Consider the following 15,284-nt stretch of genomic DNA (forward strand, 5'->3'; position numbering starts at 1 on the left):
CGGCGCTCGATACGTTGGCAATATTCTGTCAATGAGTAAATTGATTTTGGCCATTGTGCCAACTTATGACTTGTTACGCCCCGAATTATAATTTGAAGCGCGACGTAGGGGCCAGGCATGGTGCTTTGCAGCTACTTCTCCCGACCTGCACTCACCCTGGGCTGCTGCCTTCCGCACAGGCGGTCTGGAGCAGGCTCGTTTTCACCATCAATTCCTACGCCCGTGCCTGCATTCCCCTCCTTGATTCGAAACCTACTTCGACCCCAGCAGCTGCCGCATTGGTGGCAGGATGCGTTGCTGGCCCTGCCGCGCGTTGTGTGCGGCTACCTGCTGACCGCCGATTTCGGCGCGGCCAAATTCGGCCTGCCCTGGTCGCCGCCCGACAACAACCTGGGCTTGTTTGAGGTGGCCTTCTGGTTTCCGCAGGACGTGGCGGCCTACGGCGGCATCTTCGCCATGTTCCCCAACTTCTTTGCCTGGATGGGCGCTTTCAGCGAAGGCATCGGCGGGCTGCTCTTGGTGCTGGGGCTGCTCACGCGCCCGGCCGCTTTTCTGGTGTGCTGCACCATGCTGGTGGCCGTATTCATGCAGCAGTTTCAGAATGGCCTGTGGAACATGCTGCCCGCCCTGGGCTTTCTGTGGGCGGCCCTGCCGGCGCTGGTGCTGGGCTCCGGCCGCTTCGGCCTCGATTATCGGCTGACGAAATCGGCTATCGGCCGCCTCCGGCCCGGCTTGGTGGGGCTGGCGGCCCTGCTGCTACCCGGCTGCGTGCAGCCCGCCCACGACAAAACCGTGGTGTATCTGCTCGACGTGAGCGGCCATCCCAAGGTGCAGCAAGTGGGCCTCCGCGGCCGCGACAAACCCCTGAGCTGGGACTATGACCTGCAGATGACGCCCATTATAAAAGACAGCCTCTACCGTGCCGTCGTCACCACGCACACCGGCTACAAGGTCACGGAAGTAAAGTTTGCCATCAACGGCGACTACGAATTGAAACAAAAGGCGAATCGCCGCATCGAGTTCGGTCCCGCCGATACGACTGTGTACCGGGCGCGGTTCGACGTGGTGGCCCAATAGAATTGTTTGGCAACGGTTTACCCCGGCGCTTTTCATTTTTCCGCTGGCCGGCGCGCAAATACCAGCCAGTTCGACTGCCGGGCCGTGTCCGTGCGGCGGCGGCCCAGCTTCACTACCTGGCTGCCGGCCCGGTACCAGCCTTCGTCCCAGCCGCCCATGTCAAGATACAGCGCCTTGCGCGCCCCCAGTTCCAGCAGGTCGTCGCCGAATTGCTTCATCGTGAGGTAATCGGATACACTTTCTACCACTGCAAACTGCCGGTTGGCCAGCTGCACCAAGGCGCGGCGCTGAAACACGCTGCCGCCGTCTGCGTGCACATTTCGGCCCTCAAATACCAGCAGTTCCTGCAGCAGCAGGGTGCCGTGCTGCTGCCGCACGCGCTCCAGCTCAGCACCGGGCACCGACTGTTTGTGGGGTATTCGGACAATAGTAAGCGAATCGCCGACCACCGTCAGCGCGCCATCCAGAAACCACACTGTGGCTTTGGGCTGCAACACGCGGCCATTGCACACCAGCAGGTCCAGCGGCTGGTCGGTGTCCAAATCGGTGTAGGCCGCGGCCACGCTGAGCTGATTGCGGCTATCGGCCGCATCGGGCCGAACAGTGACCACCCGAATAGCCAGGCCCTGCGGGTGAAACACCGAATACTGATGGCCCGCAACGGTGGTCCGGCCTTCCAGCCGCACTTCCTGCGCGGTGTGTGAGGAGCAAGCGCCCACCAGTCCAACCAGCAGCCCCAGCAGGCTGCATTTTCGCAGTAAGTTCATAGGGCCGGGGACGGATAAGGCAGGCGTTGCAAGGGCTCAAACCAGCTTGGCTAGCGAAAAATTGTGCTCAGGCGCTAGCTCAGGGCGAAATTCATCCTGCCAAACGTCGGTGATACCTGCTTTCACGCAGAATCATAGCCCGCCACCGTTGAAGCTTCGGGTGACCCAGCGCCCGTCCCCGTGCCCTTGGCGCCTCTCCAAGCCGCTGAGGAAGCTGGGCGTGTTTATGACTGTACCAGGTGGGAGCGCTGGGACTTTGCCCTAATACACACGAAACCTTGTCTCCCTAACTTGGGGATAGCAGGTAGTTAAATCTTCAGTAAAAGTGCGATTTAAAAAATACATTCATTACTTCATCTTAAAGATACATTTTGTGCATAAAGTTTTACATATCCATGCCCAAAATCCATATAACCAGGGACGACTGAAACCCTAAAGTACCCTTTAATACAATAGTTGCCATACTTCATTTCATACACGTATCTATTCAAAGATGGATGGCCCAGCACCTCGTAATTGTTACCATTAATAGTGTCTTTTCCTTTGTTCCTAACTAAGAAAGTAATTAGTTGGTCGTAATTGACTTTATCCCCGTTATCATAAAATTCTGTTCCTACACGTATTTCCTTGCTATTCAAGTAAATGTCTAAATAAACTATCTGCTCGTCGTTTAATTCTATGAATTTATTAAATGAATCTCCGATAGTGTTACTGGTAAATGATTTCAGTTTAGATTTTTCAATTGGAATCGAAGGAGAAATTAAATACTCCTTATCAATTTTCCTTTTCATCCAACCTCCGCCTGCATCTTCCCAAGATGAGGTGTCACGATATGTTTTATTAAAAGGTTTGTTTTTAATGCCTGAGAGGCCTAGTTCATTGTACTTGACAAATGCGTAAATACAAAGGCTTAGTAATGATAATACTAAGCACCCATAAACAATAGATTTAATAATAGTATAGCTTTCATCATGCTTCAACTTAGTAAAGAGAGGCTGCGAAATTAAATGCCTAAAAAATACAAAAATTAAAACAAGGCCTAGGCCACCTATACCCGTATATTTGAGCACGTCCACCATATTTGAAATGTTTTTTTAATCCAAGAACGCAACTATTTAGTGAATGAACTTTAGGTTTATAGATAAATAACTTTATGAAAAACACACATTATGAAAAACACACATTCTAATAATGTCTCTGAGCCAATGTTTTGTAGGAATCAGTGCTACAACAGCAATGTAGCACTGATTCCTGTTTAACTAAAACAATGATTCCTTACATATTCCGCCGGTACTGCCCGCCGACTTCAAACAGCGCGTTCGTAATCTGGCCGAGCGAGCAGAACTTCACGGTTTCCATCAGCTCCTCGAACAGGTTTTCGTTGCGCACGGCCACTTGTTGCAGGCGCTTGAGGCGGGTTTCGGTCTGGTCGGCGTTGCGGGCGTGCAGGATGTTGAGCATCTCGATTTGGTACTGCTTTTCCTCCTCCGTGGCGCGGATGACTTCGGCCGGCACCACCGTGGGCGAGCCCTTCGACGAGAGGAAGGTATTCACCCCGATAATGGGGTACTCGCCGGTGTGCTTCAGCATCTCGTAGTGCATGCTTTCCTCCTGGATTTTGCCGCGCTGGTACATGGTTTCCATGGCCCCGAGCACGCCGCCGCGCTCCGTGATGCGGTCGAATTCGAGCAGCACCGCTTCTTCCACCAGGTCGGTCAGCTCTTCGATGATGAAGGAGCCTTGCAGCGGGTTCTCGTTCTTGGCCAGCCCCAGCTCGCGGTTGATGATGAGCTGAATGGCCATGGCCCGGCGCACCGATTCCTCGGTGGGCGTGGTGATGGCCTCGTCGTAGGCGTTAGTGTGCAGCGAGTTACAGTTGTCGTAGATGGCGTACAGCGCCTGCAACGTGGTGCGGATGTCGTTGAAGTCGATTTCCTGGGCGTGCAGGCTGCGGCCCGAGGTCTGGATGTGGTACTTCAGCATCTGGCTGCGGGCGTCGGCGCCGTACTTCAGCTTCATGGCCTTGGCCCAGATGCGGCGCGCCACCCGCCCAATCACGGCGTACTCCGGGTCGATGCCGTTGGAGAAGAAGAAGCTCAGGTTCGGCGCGAAGTCGTTCACACTCATGCCCCGACTCACGTAATATTCCACAAACGTGAAGCCGTTGCTCAGCGTGAGGGCCAGCTGCGTGATGGGGTTGGCGCCCGCCTCGGCAATGTGGTAGCCCGAAATCGACACCGAGTAGAAATTCCGCACCGCGTGCCGGATGAAGTATTCCTGCACGTCGCCCATCAGGCGCAGCGCAAACTCGGTGCTGAAAATGCAGGTGTTCTGGGCCTGGTCTTCCTTCAGAATGTCGGCCTGCACGGTGCCGCGCACCTGCGTCAGCGTCTTGGCCTTGATGGTGGCGTACACGTCGGCGGGCAGCACGTCCTCGCCCGTCACGCCGAGCAGTAGCAGGCCCAGGCCGTCGTTGCCGGCCGGCAGCTCGCCCTGGTAGCGGGGGCGGGCCACGTTTTTGGCTTTATAAATCTGGTCGATTTTGGCTTCCACCTCCGCTTCCAGCCCGTGCTCTTTAATGTAGAGCTCGCACTGCTGGTCGATGGCCGCGTTCATGAAAAACGCCGCCAGCGTGGCCGCCGGCCCGTTGATGGTCATCGACACCGACGTGCTGGGGTTGGCCAGGTTGAAGCCCGAATACAGCTTCTTGGCGTCGTCAAGGCAGCAGATGCTCACGCCCGCGTTGCCGATTTTGCCATAAATATCGGGCCGGTGGTCGGGGTCCTCGCCGTAGAGCGTCACCGAGTCAAACGCCGTACTCAACCGCTTGGCGGGCAGGCCCATGCTCACGTAGTGGAAGCGGCGGTTGGTGCGCTCCGGCCCGCCCTCGCCGGCAAACATGCGCGTGGGGTCCTCGCCCTCGCGCTTGAAGGGAAACACGCCCGCCGTGTAGGGAAACTCGCCGGGGAAGTTCTCCTGCATGGCCCAGCGCAGGCGGTCGCCCCAGCCCGAGTAGCGCGGCACCGCCACCTTCGGAATGTCGTTGCCCGACAGCGACTTGGTGTGCGTCTTCACCCGGATTTCCTTGCCGCGCACCGAGTACACGTACTCCGGGTTGCGGTAGTTTTGCAGGGTGCTTTCCCAGTTTTCCAGAATGGCCTGGCTGTCGGCATCGAGCCGGCGCAGCTGCGTCTGCTTGTTTTTGGTGAATTCCTCCACCATGCTGTCGGAACTCTTCTTCTCGTCGCGGTAGTGCTCTTCCAGCTTCGCAAACGCGCCGGCCACCTCGGCAATCTGGGCCTGCTCGCGCACGCGCTGGTCGTAGGCACGGTTGGTTTCGGCAATCTCGGAGAGGTAGCGGGTGCGGTGCGGCGGGATGATGTAAATCTTCTCCGAATCCTCGGCGCTGGTTTCCAGGTGCGAGGCGAAGGTGGCGCCGGTCTTGGTTTCCAGCATCTTGAGTACCGCCCGGTATAGCCGGTTCATGCCCGGGTCGTTGAACTGCGAGGCAATGGTGCCGAACACCGGCATCTGGTCCGTGGGCGTGTCCCAGAGGCCGTGGTTGCGCTGGTACTGCTTGCGCACGTCGCGCAGCGCATCCAGCGCCCCGCGCTTGTCAAACTTGTTCAGCGCAATCACGTCGGCAAAATCGAGCATGTCGATTTTCTCCAGCTGCGTGGCCGCGCCGTACTCGGGCGTCATCACGTACAGGCTGGCGTCGGAATGCTCGATGATTTCGGTGTCGGACTGCCCGATGCCCGAAGTCTCCAGAATAATCAGGTCGTAGTTGGCGGCGCGCACCACGTCCACGGCATCCTGCACGTAGCGCGACAGCGCCAGGTTGCTCTGCCGCGTGGCCAGGCTGCGCATGTACACCCGCGGCGAGTTGATTGCATTCATCCGAATCCGGTCGCCGAGCAGCGCGCCGCCCGTCTTGCGCTTGCTGGGGTCGACGGAGATAATGGCAATGGTCTTCTCGGGAAAGTCCATCAAAAACCGCCGCACCAGCTCATCTACCAACGACGACTTGCCCGCGCCGCCCGTGCCGGTAATACCGAGAATGGGAGCGGGGCGACGGTTGCTCAGATTCTGATTCTGTTCGTTTTCGCTGGTTTGAAACGCAACCAGCAGGTCGCCTTTCACCCGCTCGAACTCTTCGGGGAAGTTCTCCGCCGCCGAAATCAGGCGGCCAATGCTGCGGGCATCTTTCTCTACCACGTGGCCGGCCTCACCGTTCAGATTCTGGCCGGTCGGGAAGTCCGCTTTTTCTAGCAAGTCGTTAATCATACCCTGCAGGCCCATCGCGCGGCCATCATCCGGCGAGTAGATGCGGGTGATGCCGTAGCCCATCAGCTCGGCAATCTCGGTGGGCAGAATGACGCCGCCGCCGCCGCCGAAGATTTTGATGTGACCCGTGCCGCGCTCCTTCAGCAGGTCGTGCATGTACTTGAAGTACTCGTTGTGCCCGCCCTGGTAGCTGGTGATGGCAATGGCCTGCGCATCCTCCTGAATGGCGCAGTCCACGATTTCCTGCACCGAGCGGTTGTGCCCGAGGTGAATGACCTCCGCGCCGCTGCTCTGAATGATGCGGCGCATGATGTTAATAGCGGCGTCGTGCCCGTCGAACAAAGCGGCGGCAGTGACGATGCGAACGTGGTTCTTCGGTTTGTAGGGCGCGGTGGGAGCGGGGTGCATATTTGAGGGAGTAGCGCGGACTTTCAGTCCGCGACCGTGAGGGTGGAAAACGTGTGCGAAGGTACGAAAAAGCCCCGGCGGGGGCGGCCGGGGCGCGTTCTTACGAATCGAGTCTAATCAGAATCCGGTTTGCCAAGCACCGTTAGGTTCAGTAGGTCTTCCAGATTTCCCTGCTTCAGTAAATCAGCAATGGTGGCTTCGATGCACTCGCGGGTAAGCTCCCGGACAAAGAGGCCGGGAGGAATTTGGTACATGCCGTTCAAATGTTCTTTGTTCTCAGTGTCTAGTGCCACAACAGTTTCCAGGAAACCATAAGTCCAGACGTTGATTCCGTAGTGCCGCCCATCCGGCAAATCCACGATGACGTTGCAAGCCTCATTTTTTCTATCCCAAGCGATACCTGTTACAAAGGCGTCTGTCCCGGCATCCCATCGGCTCGAATAATCCACGTGCTCAAATTCCAGCCAAAGCGTAAAATCGTGCATAGTTTTGATTAAAGGCGCAAGTACGAAAAACGCCCCAGCTTTTCGGCCGGGGCGTTTCAAAATCAGATTATAAAAACCTACTGCCCCTGAATGGCATCCACGCCGGCCTGGGCCACGGCGTGGTCGTCCTCCACGGTGCTTCCCGACACGCCGATGGCGCCAATGACGCGGTTGCCCGAATCCATAATCGGGATGCCGCCGGGGAAGCTGATGAGGCCGCCGTTGGAGTGCTCAATGTTGTAGAGCGGGCCGCCGGGCTGGGCCAGCTTGCCGATTTCGCCGGTGGGCATGTCGAAGAAGCGGGCCGTTTTGGCTTTCTTGATGGAGATGTCCAACGACCCGAGCCAGGCGTCGTCCATGCGGGCGAAGGCGGTGAGGTTGGCACCGGCGTCGACCACGGCGATGTTCATTTTGACGCCCATGTCAAGGGCTTTCTGGTGCGCGGCCTTGAGGGCGGCCTGGGCTTGTTCGAGGGTGATACCCATGGGAAGGAAGGGGGTTATGATGGTTTGGCGCATGGCAACAATGCCAGCCCCGGGTTCCCAACCACTGCTGATGCGGAATGTTCCAGCCTGCTTCCCCTTTGCGGTCACAGGATGGACACCGGGGGGCTCAGGGCAACCCGCCAGGCCACGGCGCCCAGCACCGCCAGCAGAATGAGCCCCCAGGCGATGTGCGAGGGCTGGGCGCGCTTCACGGTGGAATCGAATGGGTCGTTGACGCAGCCCAGGATGAGCGGGAATATCAGCAGGCCCATCATCAGCAGGTGCAGGGCCTCGTGCATGGAAAAATACGGCAGCTTGGAGAGGCCGATGAAGACCCCGCCGCCCACCCAGGGCCACATCAGCGTGTAAATAACCATGCGCTTGCGATTGGCAAACTTCATCACCGTGTGCGAGTCGTGGGCCTGCAGAAACGCCACCGAGCCCAGGTGGCCCATACCCAGCTGAATGAGGCCCGCCACCAGCGCTACCACCACGTCGGCGGCATTGCCCAAGCGCAGCAGCCAGTCCGTGACGTACCAGGAGCCCTCCTGGCGCAGCGAGTCGGCCAGCAGCGCGCCAAAAATGGCGTTGCAGGCATGAAACGCCACCCACAGCAGCAGCAGCTTAAACAGGCCGGGATGGGCGCGCTCGCGCTTCCAGTACCACCAAAACGCCGCCACCCCAATGAAAAAGCACACCAGGGGCCCGATGCCGTACACGCCCAGCACGGCCAGCTGCCACCACTCGCGGTCGGCCAGCGTGTACACGATGCGGCTGGGGTCCCACAGCCCCCGGATGCCCAACAGGCGCGACATGGCCACCTTGCTACCCTCGTGCGCGGCCCACACGCCGTAGTACGCCAGCACATAAATGGCGGTGCTGTTGAGCGCGGCAATGAGGAACTTCTGCCGCGAGTTTTCGGCAGAAACGGGGGAAAGCGTAGCGGTTTGCGGTTGCATAGGCGACTGGCAATACGTGTTTATTAACAGGTAATCGACAAAACTACGGTGCTTGGGGCACTTATACTACCCGGCCAGCCAAGGCCTTTGGGGCCGCCAACTGGCTTTTGCGCCCCGTGTTTCGTACCTTCGTGCTCTGAAAAACCGCCCTCTGTGAAGAATATCCGCAATTTTTGCATCATTGCCCACATCGACCACGGCAAAAGCACCCTGGCCGACCGCCTGCTGGAGTTCACCAGCACGGTAGCCAAGCGCGACATGCAGGCCCAGCTGCTCGACAACATGGACCTGGAGCGTGAGCGGGGCATCACCATCAAGAGCCACGCCATTCAGATGCAGTACCCCTACAAAGGGGAAATCTACACGCTGAACCTGATTGACACGCCCGGCCACGTCGACTTTAGCTACGAAGTGAGCCGCAGCATCGCCGCCTGCGAAGGCGCCCTGCTCATCGTCGACGCCTCTCAGGGCATCGAGGCCCAGACCATTTCCAACCTCTACCTCGCCATCGGGGCCGATTTGGAAATCATCCCGGTGCTCAACAAAATCGACCTCCCGCACGCCATGCCGGAGGAAGTGACCGACGAAATCGTGGACCTCATCGGCTGCAAGCCCGAGGACATCATCCACGCCTCGGGCAAGGCCGGCATCGGCATCGAAGACATCCTGAACGCCATCTGCGAGCGGGTGCCCGCGCCCAAAGGCGACCCGGACGGCCCCCTGCAGGCCCTGATTTTCGACTCGGTGTTCAACTCCTACCGCGGCATCGAAGTGCTGTTCCGCATCAAGAACGGCACCATGAAGAAGGGCGACAAGCTCCGCTTCATGGCCACCGGCAAGGAATACGGCGCCGACGAAATCGGCATTCTGGGCCTGAACCAGGAGCCGCGCCAGGAAATCAGCGCCGGCAACGTGGGCTACCTCATCTCGGGCATAAAGGAAGCGCGCGAAGTGAAGGTGGGCGACACCATTACGCACGTGCACCGGCCTACGCCGGAGGCCATCCAGGGCTTCGCCGACGTGAAGCCGATGGTGTTTGCCGGTATCTACCCGGTCGATACCACCGAGTACGAAGAGCTGCGCTCCAGCATGGAAAAGCTGCAGCTCAACGACGCCTCGCTGGTGTGGGAGCCCGAAACTTCGGTGGCCCTGGGTTTCGGTTTCCGTTGCGGCTTCTTGGGCATGCTGCACATGGAAATCGTGCAGGAGCGGTTGGAGCGTGAGTTCAATATGACGGTCATCACCACCGTGCCCAGCGTGCAGTTCCACGCCACCGGCACCAAGGACCAGCTGCTGACCATCAACGCGCCGAGCGAAATGCCCGAGCCGAACCTAATTAAGCACATCGAGGAGCCTTACATCAAAGCCCAGATTATCACGGCTTCGGAGTACGTGGGGGCCATCATCACGCTGTGCATGGACAAGCGCGGCATCATCAAGGGCCAGAGCTACCTGACCTCCGAGCGGGTGGAGATGAGCTTCGAGCTGCCGCTGTCGGAAATTGTGTTCGACTTCTTCGACAAGCTCAAGTCCATCAGCCGCGGCTACGCCTCGCTCGACTACGAGCTGATTGGCTTCCGCGAGTCCGACATGGTGAAGCTCGACGTGATGCTGAACGGCGAGAAGGTGGACGCCCTCTCGGCCATCGTGCACCGCTCCAAGAGCTACGAGTGGGGCAAGCGCCTCTGCGAGAAGCTGCGCGAGCTGCTGCCCCGCCAGATGTTCGACATCGCCATTCAGGCCAGCATCGGCCAGAAAATCATTGCCCGCGAAACCGTGAAAGCGTTGCGCAAAAACGTAATCGCGAAGTGCTACGGTGGCGACATCAGCCGCAAGCGCAAGCTGCTCGAAAAGCAGAAAGAAGGCAAAAAGCGGATGCGCTCGGTGGGCTCGGTCGAGATTCCGCAAGAAGCCTTCCTGGCGGTTTTGAAAATCGATTGATTTGAAAAAAGCGGCTTTCGGGCCGCTTTTTTGTTTTGTCATCCTGTGCGCAGCGAAGGACCTTATCACGGCTGCCTACTCGGGATTTCATTTAATTGAGCGGCGCGGACGTGATGAGGTCCTTCGCTGCGCTCAGGATGACCGGTAAACCATGAGCCTAACCACCACCTCCAACCTCATCGACGGCAAGCAAACCGCCGAGGACATCAAAGCCGAAATCGCCGCCGAAGTAGCCGCCCTGAAAGCGGCCGGCAAAAAGGTGCCCCACCTGGCGGCCATTCTCGTGGGCCACGACGGCGGCTCCGAAACCTACGTGCGCAACAAGGTGCTGGCCTGCGAGCGGGTGGGGTTTGCCTCCACGCTGCTGCGCTACGAAGACGACATTACGGAAGCCGAATTGCTGGCCAAAGTCGACGAGCTGAACCACGACCCGGAAATCGACGGCTTCATTGTGCAGCTGCCGCTGCCCAAGCACATCGACCCCGAAAAAGTCATCGAAGCCATTCGGCCCGAGAAGGACGTCGACGGCTTTCACCCCATGAACATCGGCCGCATGGTGGCCGGCTTGCCCGCGCTACTGCCCGCCACGCCGTCCGGCATTGTGGAGCTGCTGGCCCGCCAGGGCATCAAAACCAGCGGCAAGCACTGCGTGGTGATTGGTCGTTCCAACATCGTAGGAACGCCAGTTAGCATCTTGTTGGCTAAGAACTTGGATACGGCAAACTGCACTGTCACTTTATGCCATTCGCGGACGCAGAACCTGGCTGAAATCTGCCGCACGGCCGACATCGTGGTGGCCGCCATCGGCCGGCCGGAGTTTGTGACCGGCGACATGGTGCGGCCCGGCGCCGTGGTCATCGACGTGGGCACCACGCGCGTGGCCGACGCGACCAAGAAGAGCGGCTACGTGCTCAAAGGCGATGTGAACTTTGCCGAGGTGGCGCCTTTGGCCTCGGCCATTACGCCGGTGCCCGGCGGCGTGGGCCCTATGACCATTGCCATGCTTTTGCTGAACACGCTACGCGCGGCAAAGGGCGAAATTTACCCCCGGTAGGCCGGCTGATTTTTTGGAATATTAGGTTATAGTGGGCCGAACCTGTACTTTTAAAGTCCGGCCATGGAACAGTGCGTCCCATTGCCAGCGTTACGGCTGTTCGGCATTCCGGCACCCGCATTAGTATGATACCTGTGACTTTACTTTCTTCTGAAATAATTGCACCATTTGGTGAAAGTGCTGGCCTGTCCAGCGGCGCCCTGCTGCCGGTGATGGAACAGTTTTATACCATTCAAGGCGAGGGATATAACACGGGCCGCGCCGCCTATTTTATTCGCCTGGGCGGCTGCGATGTGGGGTGCCACTGGTGCGACGTGAAAGAGTCGTGGGACGCCGACGCTCACCCGCGGCAGTCGGTGCCTCAGTTGGTGGAAGCCGTTTTAGAGCATGCGGGCCGCAACGTCGTCATCACCGGCGGCGAACCCCTGATGCACGACCTGGGCCCGCTCACGGCCGCACTGCAAGCCGCCGGCTGCCGCACCTGGATAGAGACCTCCGGCGCGCATCCGCTGTCCGGTACCTGGGACTGGGTGTGCGTGTCGCCCAAAAAATTCAAGGCCCCGCTGCCGGAAGTGCTGGCGGCAGCGCACGAGTTGAAGGTAATAGTGTTCAACGGCACCGATTTTGCCTGGGCCGAAGAGCACGCCGCGCAGGTTCCCGGCACCGCCCGCTTATACTTACAGCCCGAATGGAGCCGTGCCGCCCGCATGACGCCCGAACTGGTAGAGTATGTGAAGCAGCACCCGCAATGGCAGGTGTCGCTTCAAACCCATAAGTATCTTGACATTCCATAGCGTACCCTATGCGTCGCAAAAAAGTGTTGGGGGCATTGCGCCTCGGAGTGATGTGGGCGTTGTGCCTGGGCTCGGCTGAAGTAGCAACCGCCCAGTTGCCGCCCAAAGTGCAAACGCCCACCAATACCAAGGCGCGGGCCTTACTGGAAAAAGCGCAGCAGCAAACCAAGGAGCGGGACTTCGTAAAGGCCGTGGAATCCCTCAACCAGCTCAACGAGAAGTTTCCCTCGTTCGGGGAGGCTTTCCTGCTGAAAGGCTCGTTGCTGAAAGCCATGGGCGACAACCGCGGCGCCTTCACGGCCTACCGCAACGGCCTGGCCAAGGTGACTCCCGATGCATCGCACGCCTCGGAGTACCAGCTGCTGGGCGACCTGGCCCTGAGCTACGGCGAGTACCAAACCGGCCTCGACGCCTACAAGCAGCTGATGAAGGTGGCGCCCAAAACCCAGAAAAACCTCGCCAAGTCGCAGCGCCAGCTGCTCACCTGCGAGTTTGCGCTGGAAGCCATGAAGCACCCGCAGGGCGAAGCGCCCGTAGCCCTGCCCGCACCGCTGAACAGCTTCAAGTTCCAGTATTTTCCTGCCCTCACGGCTGATAACCGCTTCCTGCTCTTCACGGGGCGCCCGGCGGCCAGCAGCGGCGAGGACCTGTACGTGAGCCGGCAAAACAAAGACGGCTCGATGGGGGCGCCGGTGCCCATTTCCCCGGCCATCAATTCCAGCTACAACGAAGGCGCGGGCTCGATTTCGGGCGACGGCAAAACCCTGGTTTTCGCATCGTGCGACCGGCCCAAGGCCATTGGCAACTGCGACCTGTACATATCGCGCCGCACCGGCAATAACTGGAGCGCCCCGGTCAACCTGGGCATCAACGTGAATTCGACGGAGTGGGACTCACAGCCCTCGCTCTCGGCCGACGGTCGCACCTTGTACTTCACGTCTACTCGCCGCGGCGGGCAAGGTCAGGAAGATATCTATGTGACCACCCTGCAGCCCGACGGCAACTGGAGCGTGGCCCAAAACTTGGGCACCCCCGTGAATACGGCCGGCAAGGACATGGCCCCGTTCATTCATGCCAGCGGCACCACCCTATATTATGTGACCGACGGGCTGGTGGGCATGGGCGGGCTCGACGTGTTTCGGTGCGAAAAAAGCGCCGCTGGCGCCTGGAGCGAGCCTCGCAACCTGGGCTACCCGCTCAACACTTTCGAAAACGAGGCCTCGCTGTTCATCACCTCCGACAACCAAAAGGGATTTTGCTCGCGCAGCCGTGCTACCGAAGAGCCTTCCGGTGGCTACCGGCTGGCGCGGGAGCGGCCCGTGGAGCTGTTCAGCTTTGCCGTGCCCGCGCCAGTGAAAGCGCGCGAAACCAGCACTTACACGCAGGGCCGGGTGTTCGATGCCAACACCAAGAAACCGCTCAAGGCCGAGGTTAAGCTCTACGACCTGGACACCGACGTGCTGACGCAGTTTGTGACCTCCGACCCGGAATACGGCGACTACACCGTGGTGCTCAACGAAGGCCACCATTACGCCATGTACGCCGCCGCCGACAAATACCTGCTCAAAAGTCTCAGCTTCGACTATTCCGACCAGCACTCTTTCAACCCGCTCACGCTGGACATCTACCTGGAACCCGTGCGGGCCGGCCGCTCCGTGGTGCTGAACAACCTGTTTTTTGACACCAATAAGTACGAGCTCAAGCCGCAGTCGCGTACCGAGCTGAACCGGCTTATCGAGTTTCTGCGTCAGTACCGCGACGTGCAAATTGAGGTATCGGGCTACACCGACAACGTGGGCACGCCCGAATCGAACCTGCAGCTCTCGCAGCGCCGGTCACAGTCGGTGGTCGATTACCTGTCCGGCCACGGCATTCCGCTCACCCGCTTGCGTTCCAAAGGGTACGGCGAAGGCCACCCGCTGGCTCCGAACGATACGGAAGCCCACCGGCAGCTCAATCGGCGCATAGAATTACACATTCTGTAAGCGCCGCCCGGCCCCGGCCATTGAGTTAAAGCGTTACTGAACAACCGCTATTTCACTTAAAGCAAGGCTTTAAAGAAGTGAAAATTTAATATGATTCGCACCAAAAAAAATATGGCTCGCCCGATGGCGAGCTTTTTTTTTGCCTCATTGCGAAGTTTTTAAAATTGTTATTATGTATCAAAAAATCAGGTGTTTATGATTGTCGATAAAAATGCGGTGATTAAAAAAGTGCCAAAAAAATGTTTTTCGGTGCAAGCGAAAATTCTCATTACGTTTGGTCAGGTCAATCGACGAAGGTTGGCCCTTCACCTTTTCTCCAAACCCATTTACCCATGAAAAACCTCTTCCTGGCAACCTGCCTCTCGGCCGGCCTCTATGGCGGCTCGGCCGCCGCCGGTCCGGGCGATGGCTCGTACTCGCAGGCCATGATGACCCGCGCCACCACGCTGACGCGCGCCCTGGCCCGCCACATTCATTTCAACGAGGCGCAGTACCTCGCCGTGAAGCAGCTGCACCTGAACATGCTCACCGAGCGCCGCGACCTGGAGATTTTGCTCAACGGGGCCAGCGCCGAGGAGCGCGACACGCGCCTGGCCGAAGCCCAGCAACGCTACGAGTTTGAGCTGGCCAGCCTGCTGCAGCCCCAGCAGCTGGTGGCGTACCAGTCGCTGCGCAACAACTTCACCGCCCATCGCCTCAAGTAAGCCTTTGGCTACAGCCCCGCTGCGACTGGCAGCGGGGCTGCGGCACCGCGCGCCATGAAATACTTTGAATACCGACTGCTGGACACCGTGAGCGGATTTTTCAGCGGCATCGATTACCAGGAACTCACCAATCACCTGAATGCCTTGGGGCGAGAAGGGTGGGAGGTGGTTTCGGTAGTGGACACCATCTTTACTTCGCACCGAACCCGCGGACTGCTCATTACCCTTAAGCGCGAAATAGTGGCTTAGCGCAAGCCCTTTGTGGACATTTGAACGCAAAAAGCAGAGCCCTGAAACGAATTCGTTTCAGGGCTCTGCTTTTTGGTTACCCGAAGGCC

The 15,284-nt window shown here is 58.8% G+C and carries 13 protein-coding genes; 7 read left to right on the forward strand and 6 right to left on the reverse strand.

Features of this window, described 5'->3' with window-relative positions:
* Positions 1-222 precede the first annotated feature (222 nt).
* Positions 223-1,077 (forward strand): DoxX family protein, encoded by an 855-nt coding sequence (locus IC234_RS22045; protein ID WP_317173316.1) that lies wholly within the window; start codon positions 223-225, stop codon positions 1,075-1,077.
* Between the two features lie 32 nt (positions 1,078-1,109).
* Here the strand turns inward: IC234_RS22045 and IC234_RS03465 are convergent, their stop codons facing one another.
* The 6 genes from IC234_RS03465 to IC234_RS03490 form a co-directional block, all read right to left on the reverse strand.
* Positions 1,110-1,844, reverse strand: coding sequence for a phosphodiester glycosidase family protein (locus IC234_RS03465; RefSeq protein WP_190922430.1), 735 nt, complete (start codon positions 1,842-1,844; stop codon positions 1,110-1,112).
* 353 nt (positions 1,845-2,197) lie between these two features.
* A complete protein-coding gene (locus tag IC234_RS03470) occupies positions 2,198-2,914 on the reverse strand; it encodes a hypothetical protein (RefSeq protein ID WP_223827440.1) in 717 nt (238 codons plus the stop codon).
* Positions 2,915-3,119: 205 nt separating this feature from the next.
* A complete protein-coding gene (locus IC234_RS03475) occupies positions 3,120-6,539 on the reverse strand; it encodes a methylmalonyl-CoA mutase family protein (protein WP_190922432.1) in 3,420 nt (1,139 codons plus the stop codon).
* 113 nt (positions 6,540-6,652) lie between these two features.
* Positions 6,653-7,024 (reverse strand): hypothetical protein, encoded by a 372-nt coding sequence (locus tag IC234_RS03480; protein WP_190922433.1) that lies wholly within the window; start codon positions 7,022-7,024, stop codon positions 6,653-6,655.
* 77 nt (positions 7,025-7,101) lie between these two features.
* The gene (locus IC234_RS03485; protein WP_190922434.1) at positions 7,102-7,509 is read right to left on the reverse strand and encodes a GlcG/HbpS family heme-binding protein; all 408 of its coding nucleotides are present in this window, start codon (positions 7,507-7,509) and stop codon (positions 7,102-7,104) included.
* 104 nt (positions 7,510-7,613) lie between these two features.
* Positions 7,614-8,468 (reverse strand): hypothetical protein, encoded by an 855-nt coding sequence (locus tag IC234_RS03490; RefSeq protein ID WP_190922435.1) that lies wholly within the window; start codon positions 8,466-8,468, stop codon positions 7,614-7,616.
* Between the two features lie 153 nt (positions 8,469-8,621).
* Between IC234_RS03490 and lepA the strand changes: the two genes are divergently transcribed.
* From lepA to IC234_RS03520, 6 genes are all read left to right on the forward strand, one after another.
* The gene (lepA, locus tag IC234_RS03495) at positions 8,622-10,409 is read left to right on the forward strand and encodes a translation elongation factor 4 (RefSeq protein WP_190922436.1); all 1,788 of its coding nucleotides are present in this window, start codon (positions 8,622-8,624) and stop codon (positions 10,407-10,409) included.
* Positions 10,410-10,560: 151 nt separating this feature from the next.
* On the forward strand, positions 10,561-11,463 hold the full coding sequence (locus IC234_RS03500) for a bifunctional 5,10-methylenetetrahydrofolate dehydrogenase/5,10-methenyltetrahydrofolate cyclohydrolase (RefSeq protein ID WP_190922437.1): 903 nt from the start codon (positions 10,561-10,563) through the stop codon (positions 11,461-11,463).
* A gap of 212 nt (positions 11,464-11,675) precedes the next feature.
* Positions 11,676-12,257: a 7-carboxy-7-deazaguanine synthase QueE gene (locus IC234_RS03505; protein WP_223827441.1), complete on the forward strand. Its 582-nt coding sequence runs from the start codon at positions 11,676-11,678 to the stop codon at positions 12,255-12,257.
* An 8-nt stretch (positions 12,258-12,265) separates the two neighbouring features.
* A complete protein-coding gene (locus IC234_RS03510) occupies positions 12,266-14,242 on the forward strand; it encodes an OmpA family protein (protein ID WP_223827442.1) in 1,977 nt (658 codons plus the stop codon).
* Between the two features lie 332 nt (positions 14,243-14,574).
* Positions 14,575-14,946, forward strand: coding sequence for a hypothetical protein (locus IC234_RS03515; RefSeq protein ID WP_190922439.1), 372 nt, complete (start codon positions 14,575-14,577; stop codon positions 14,944-14,946).
* Positions 14,947-15,000: 54 nt separating this feature from the next.
* Positions 15,001-15,195, forward strand: a complete 195-nt coding sequence (locus IC234_RS03520; protein ID WP_190922440.1) for a DUF4177 domain-containing protein — start codon at positions 15,001-15,003, stop codon at positions 15,193-15,195.
* Positions 15,196-15,284 lie beyond the last annotated feature (89 nt).

Source organism: Hymenobacter armeniacus (assembly GCF_014699055.1).
GTDB lineage: Bacteria > Bacteroidota > Bacteroidia > Cytophagales > Hymenobacteraceae > Hymenobacter > Hymenobacter armeniacus.

What these genes read in the sequence shown, in the direction of transcription:
- IC234_RS03465 (WP_190922430.1), bottom strand. Translation starts at nt 1,844, where the DNA reads ATGAACTTACTGCGAAAATGCAGCCTGCTGGGGCTGCTGGTTGGACTG.
- IC234_RS03475 (WP_190922432.1), bottom strand. Translation starts at nt 6,539, where the DNA reads ATGCACCCCGCTCCCACCGCGCCCTACAAACCGAAGAACCACGTTCGC.
- IC234_RS03480 (WP_190922433.1), bottom strand. Translation starts at nt 7,024, where the DNA reads ATGCACGATTTTACGCTTTGGCTGGAATTTGAGCACGTGGATTATTCG.
- IC234_RS03485 (WP_190922434.1), bottom strand. Translation starts at nt 7,509, where the DNA reads ATGGGTATCACCCTCGAACAAGCCCAGGCCGCCCTCAAGGCCGCGCAC.
- IC234_RS03490 (WP_190922435.1), bottom strand. Translation starts at nt 8,468, where the DNA reads ATGCAACCGCAAACCGCTACGCTTTCCCCCGTTTCTGCCGAAAACTCG.
- IC234_RS03500 (WP_190922437.1), top strand. Translation starts at nt 10,561, where the DNA reads ATGAGCCTAACCACCACCTCCAACCTCATCGACGGCAAGCAAACCGCC.
- IC234_RS03505 (WP_223827441.1), top strand. Translation starts at nt 11,676, where the DNA reads ATGGAACAGTTTTATACCATTCAAGGCGAGGGATATAACACGGGCCGC.
- IC234_RS03510 (WP_223827442.1), top strand. Translation starts at nt 12,266, where the DNA reads ATGCGTCGCAAAAAAGTGTTGGGGGCATTGCGCCTCGGAGTGATGTGG.
- IC234_RS03515 (WP_190922439.1), top strand. Translation starts at nt 14,575, where the DNA reads ATGAAAAACCTCTTCCTGGCAACCTGCCTCTCGGCCGGCCTCTATGGC.
- IC234_RS03520 (WP_190922440.1), top strand. Translation starts at nt 15,001, where the DNA reads ATGAAATACTTTGAATACCGACTGCTGGACACCGTGAGCGGATTTTTC.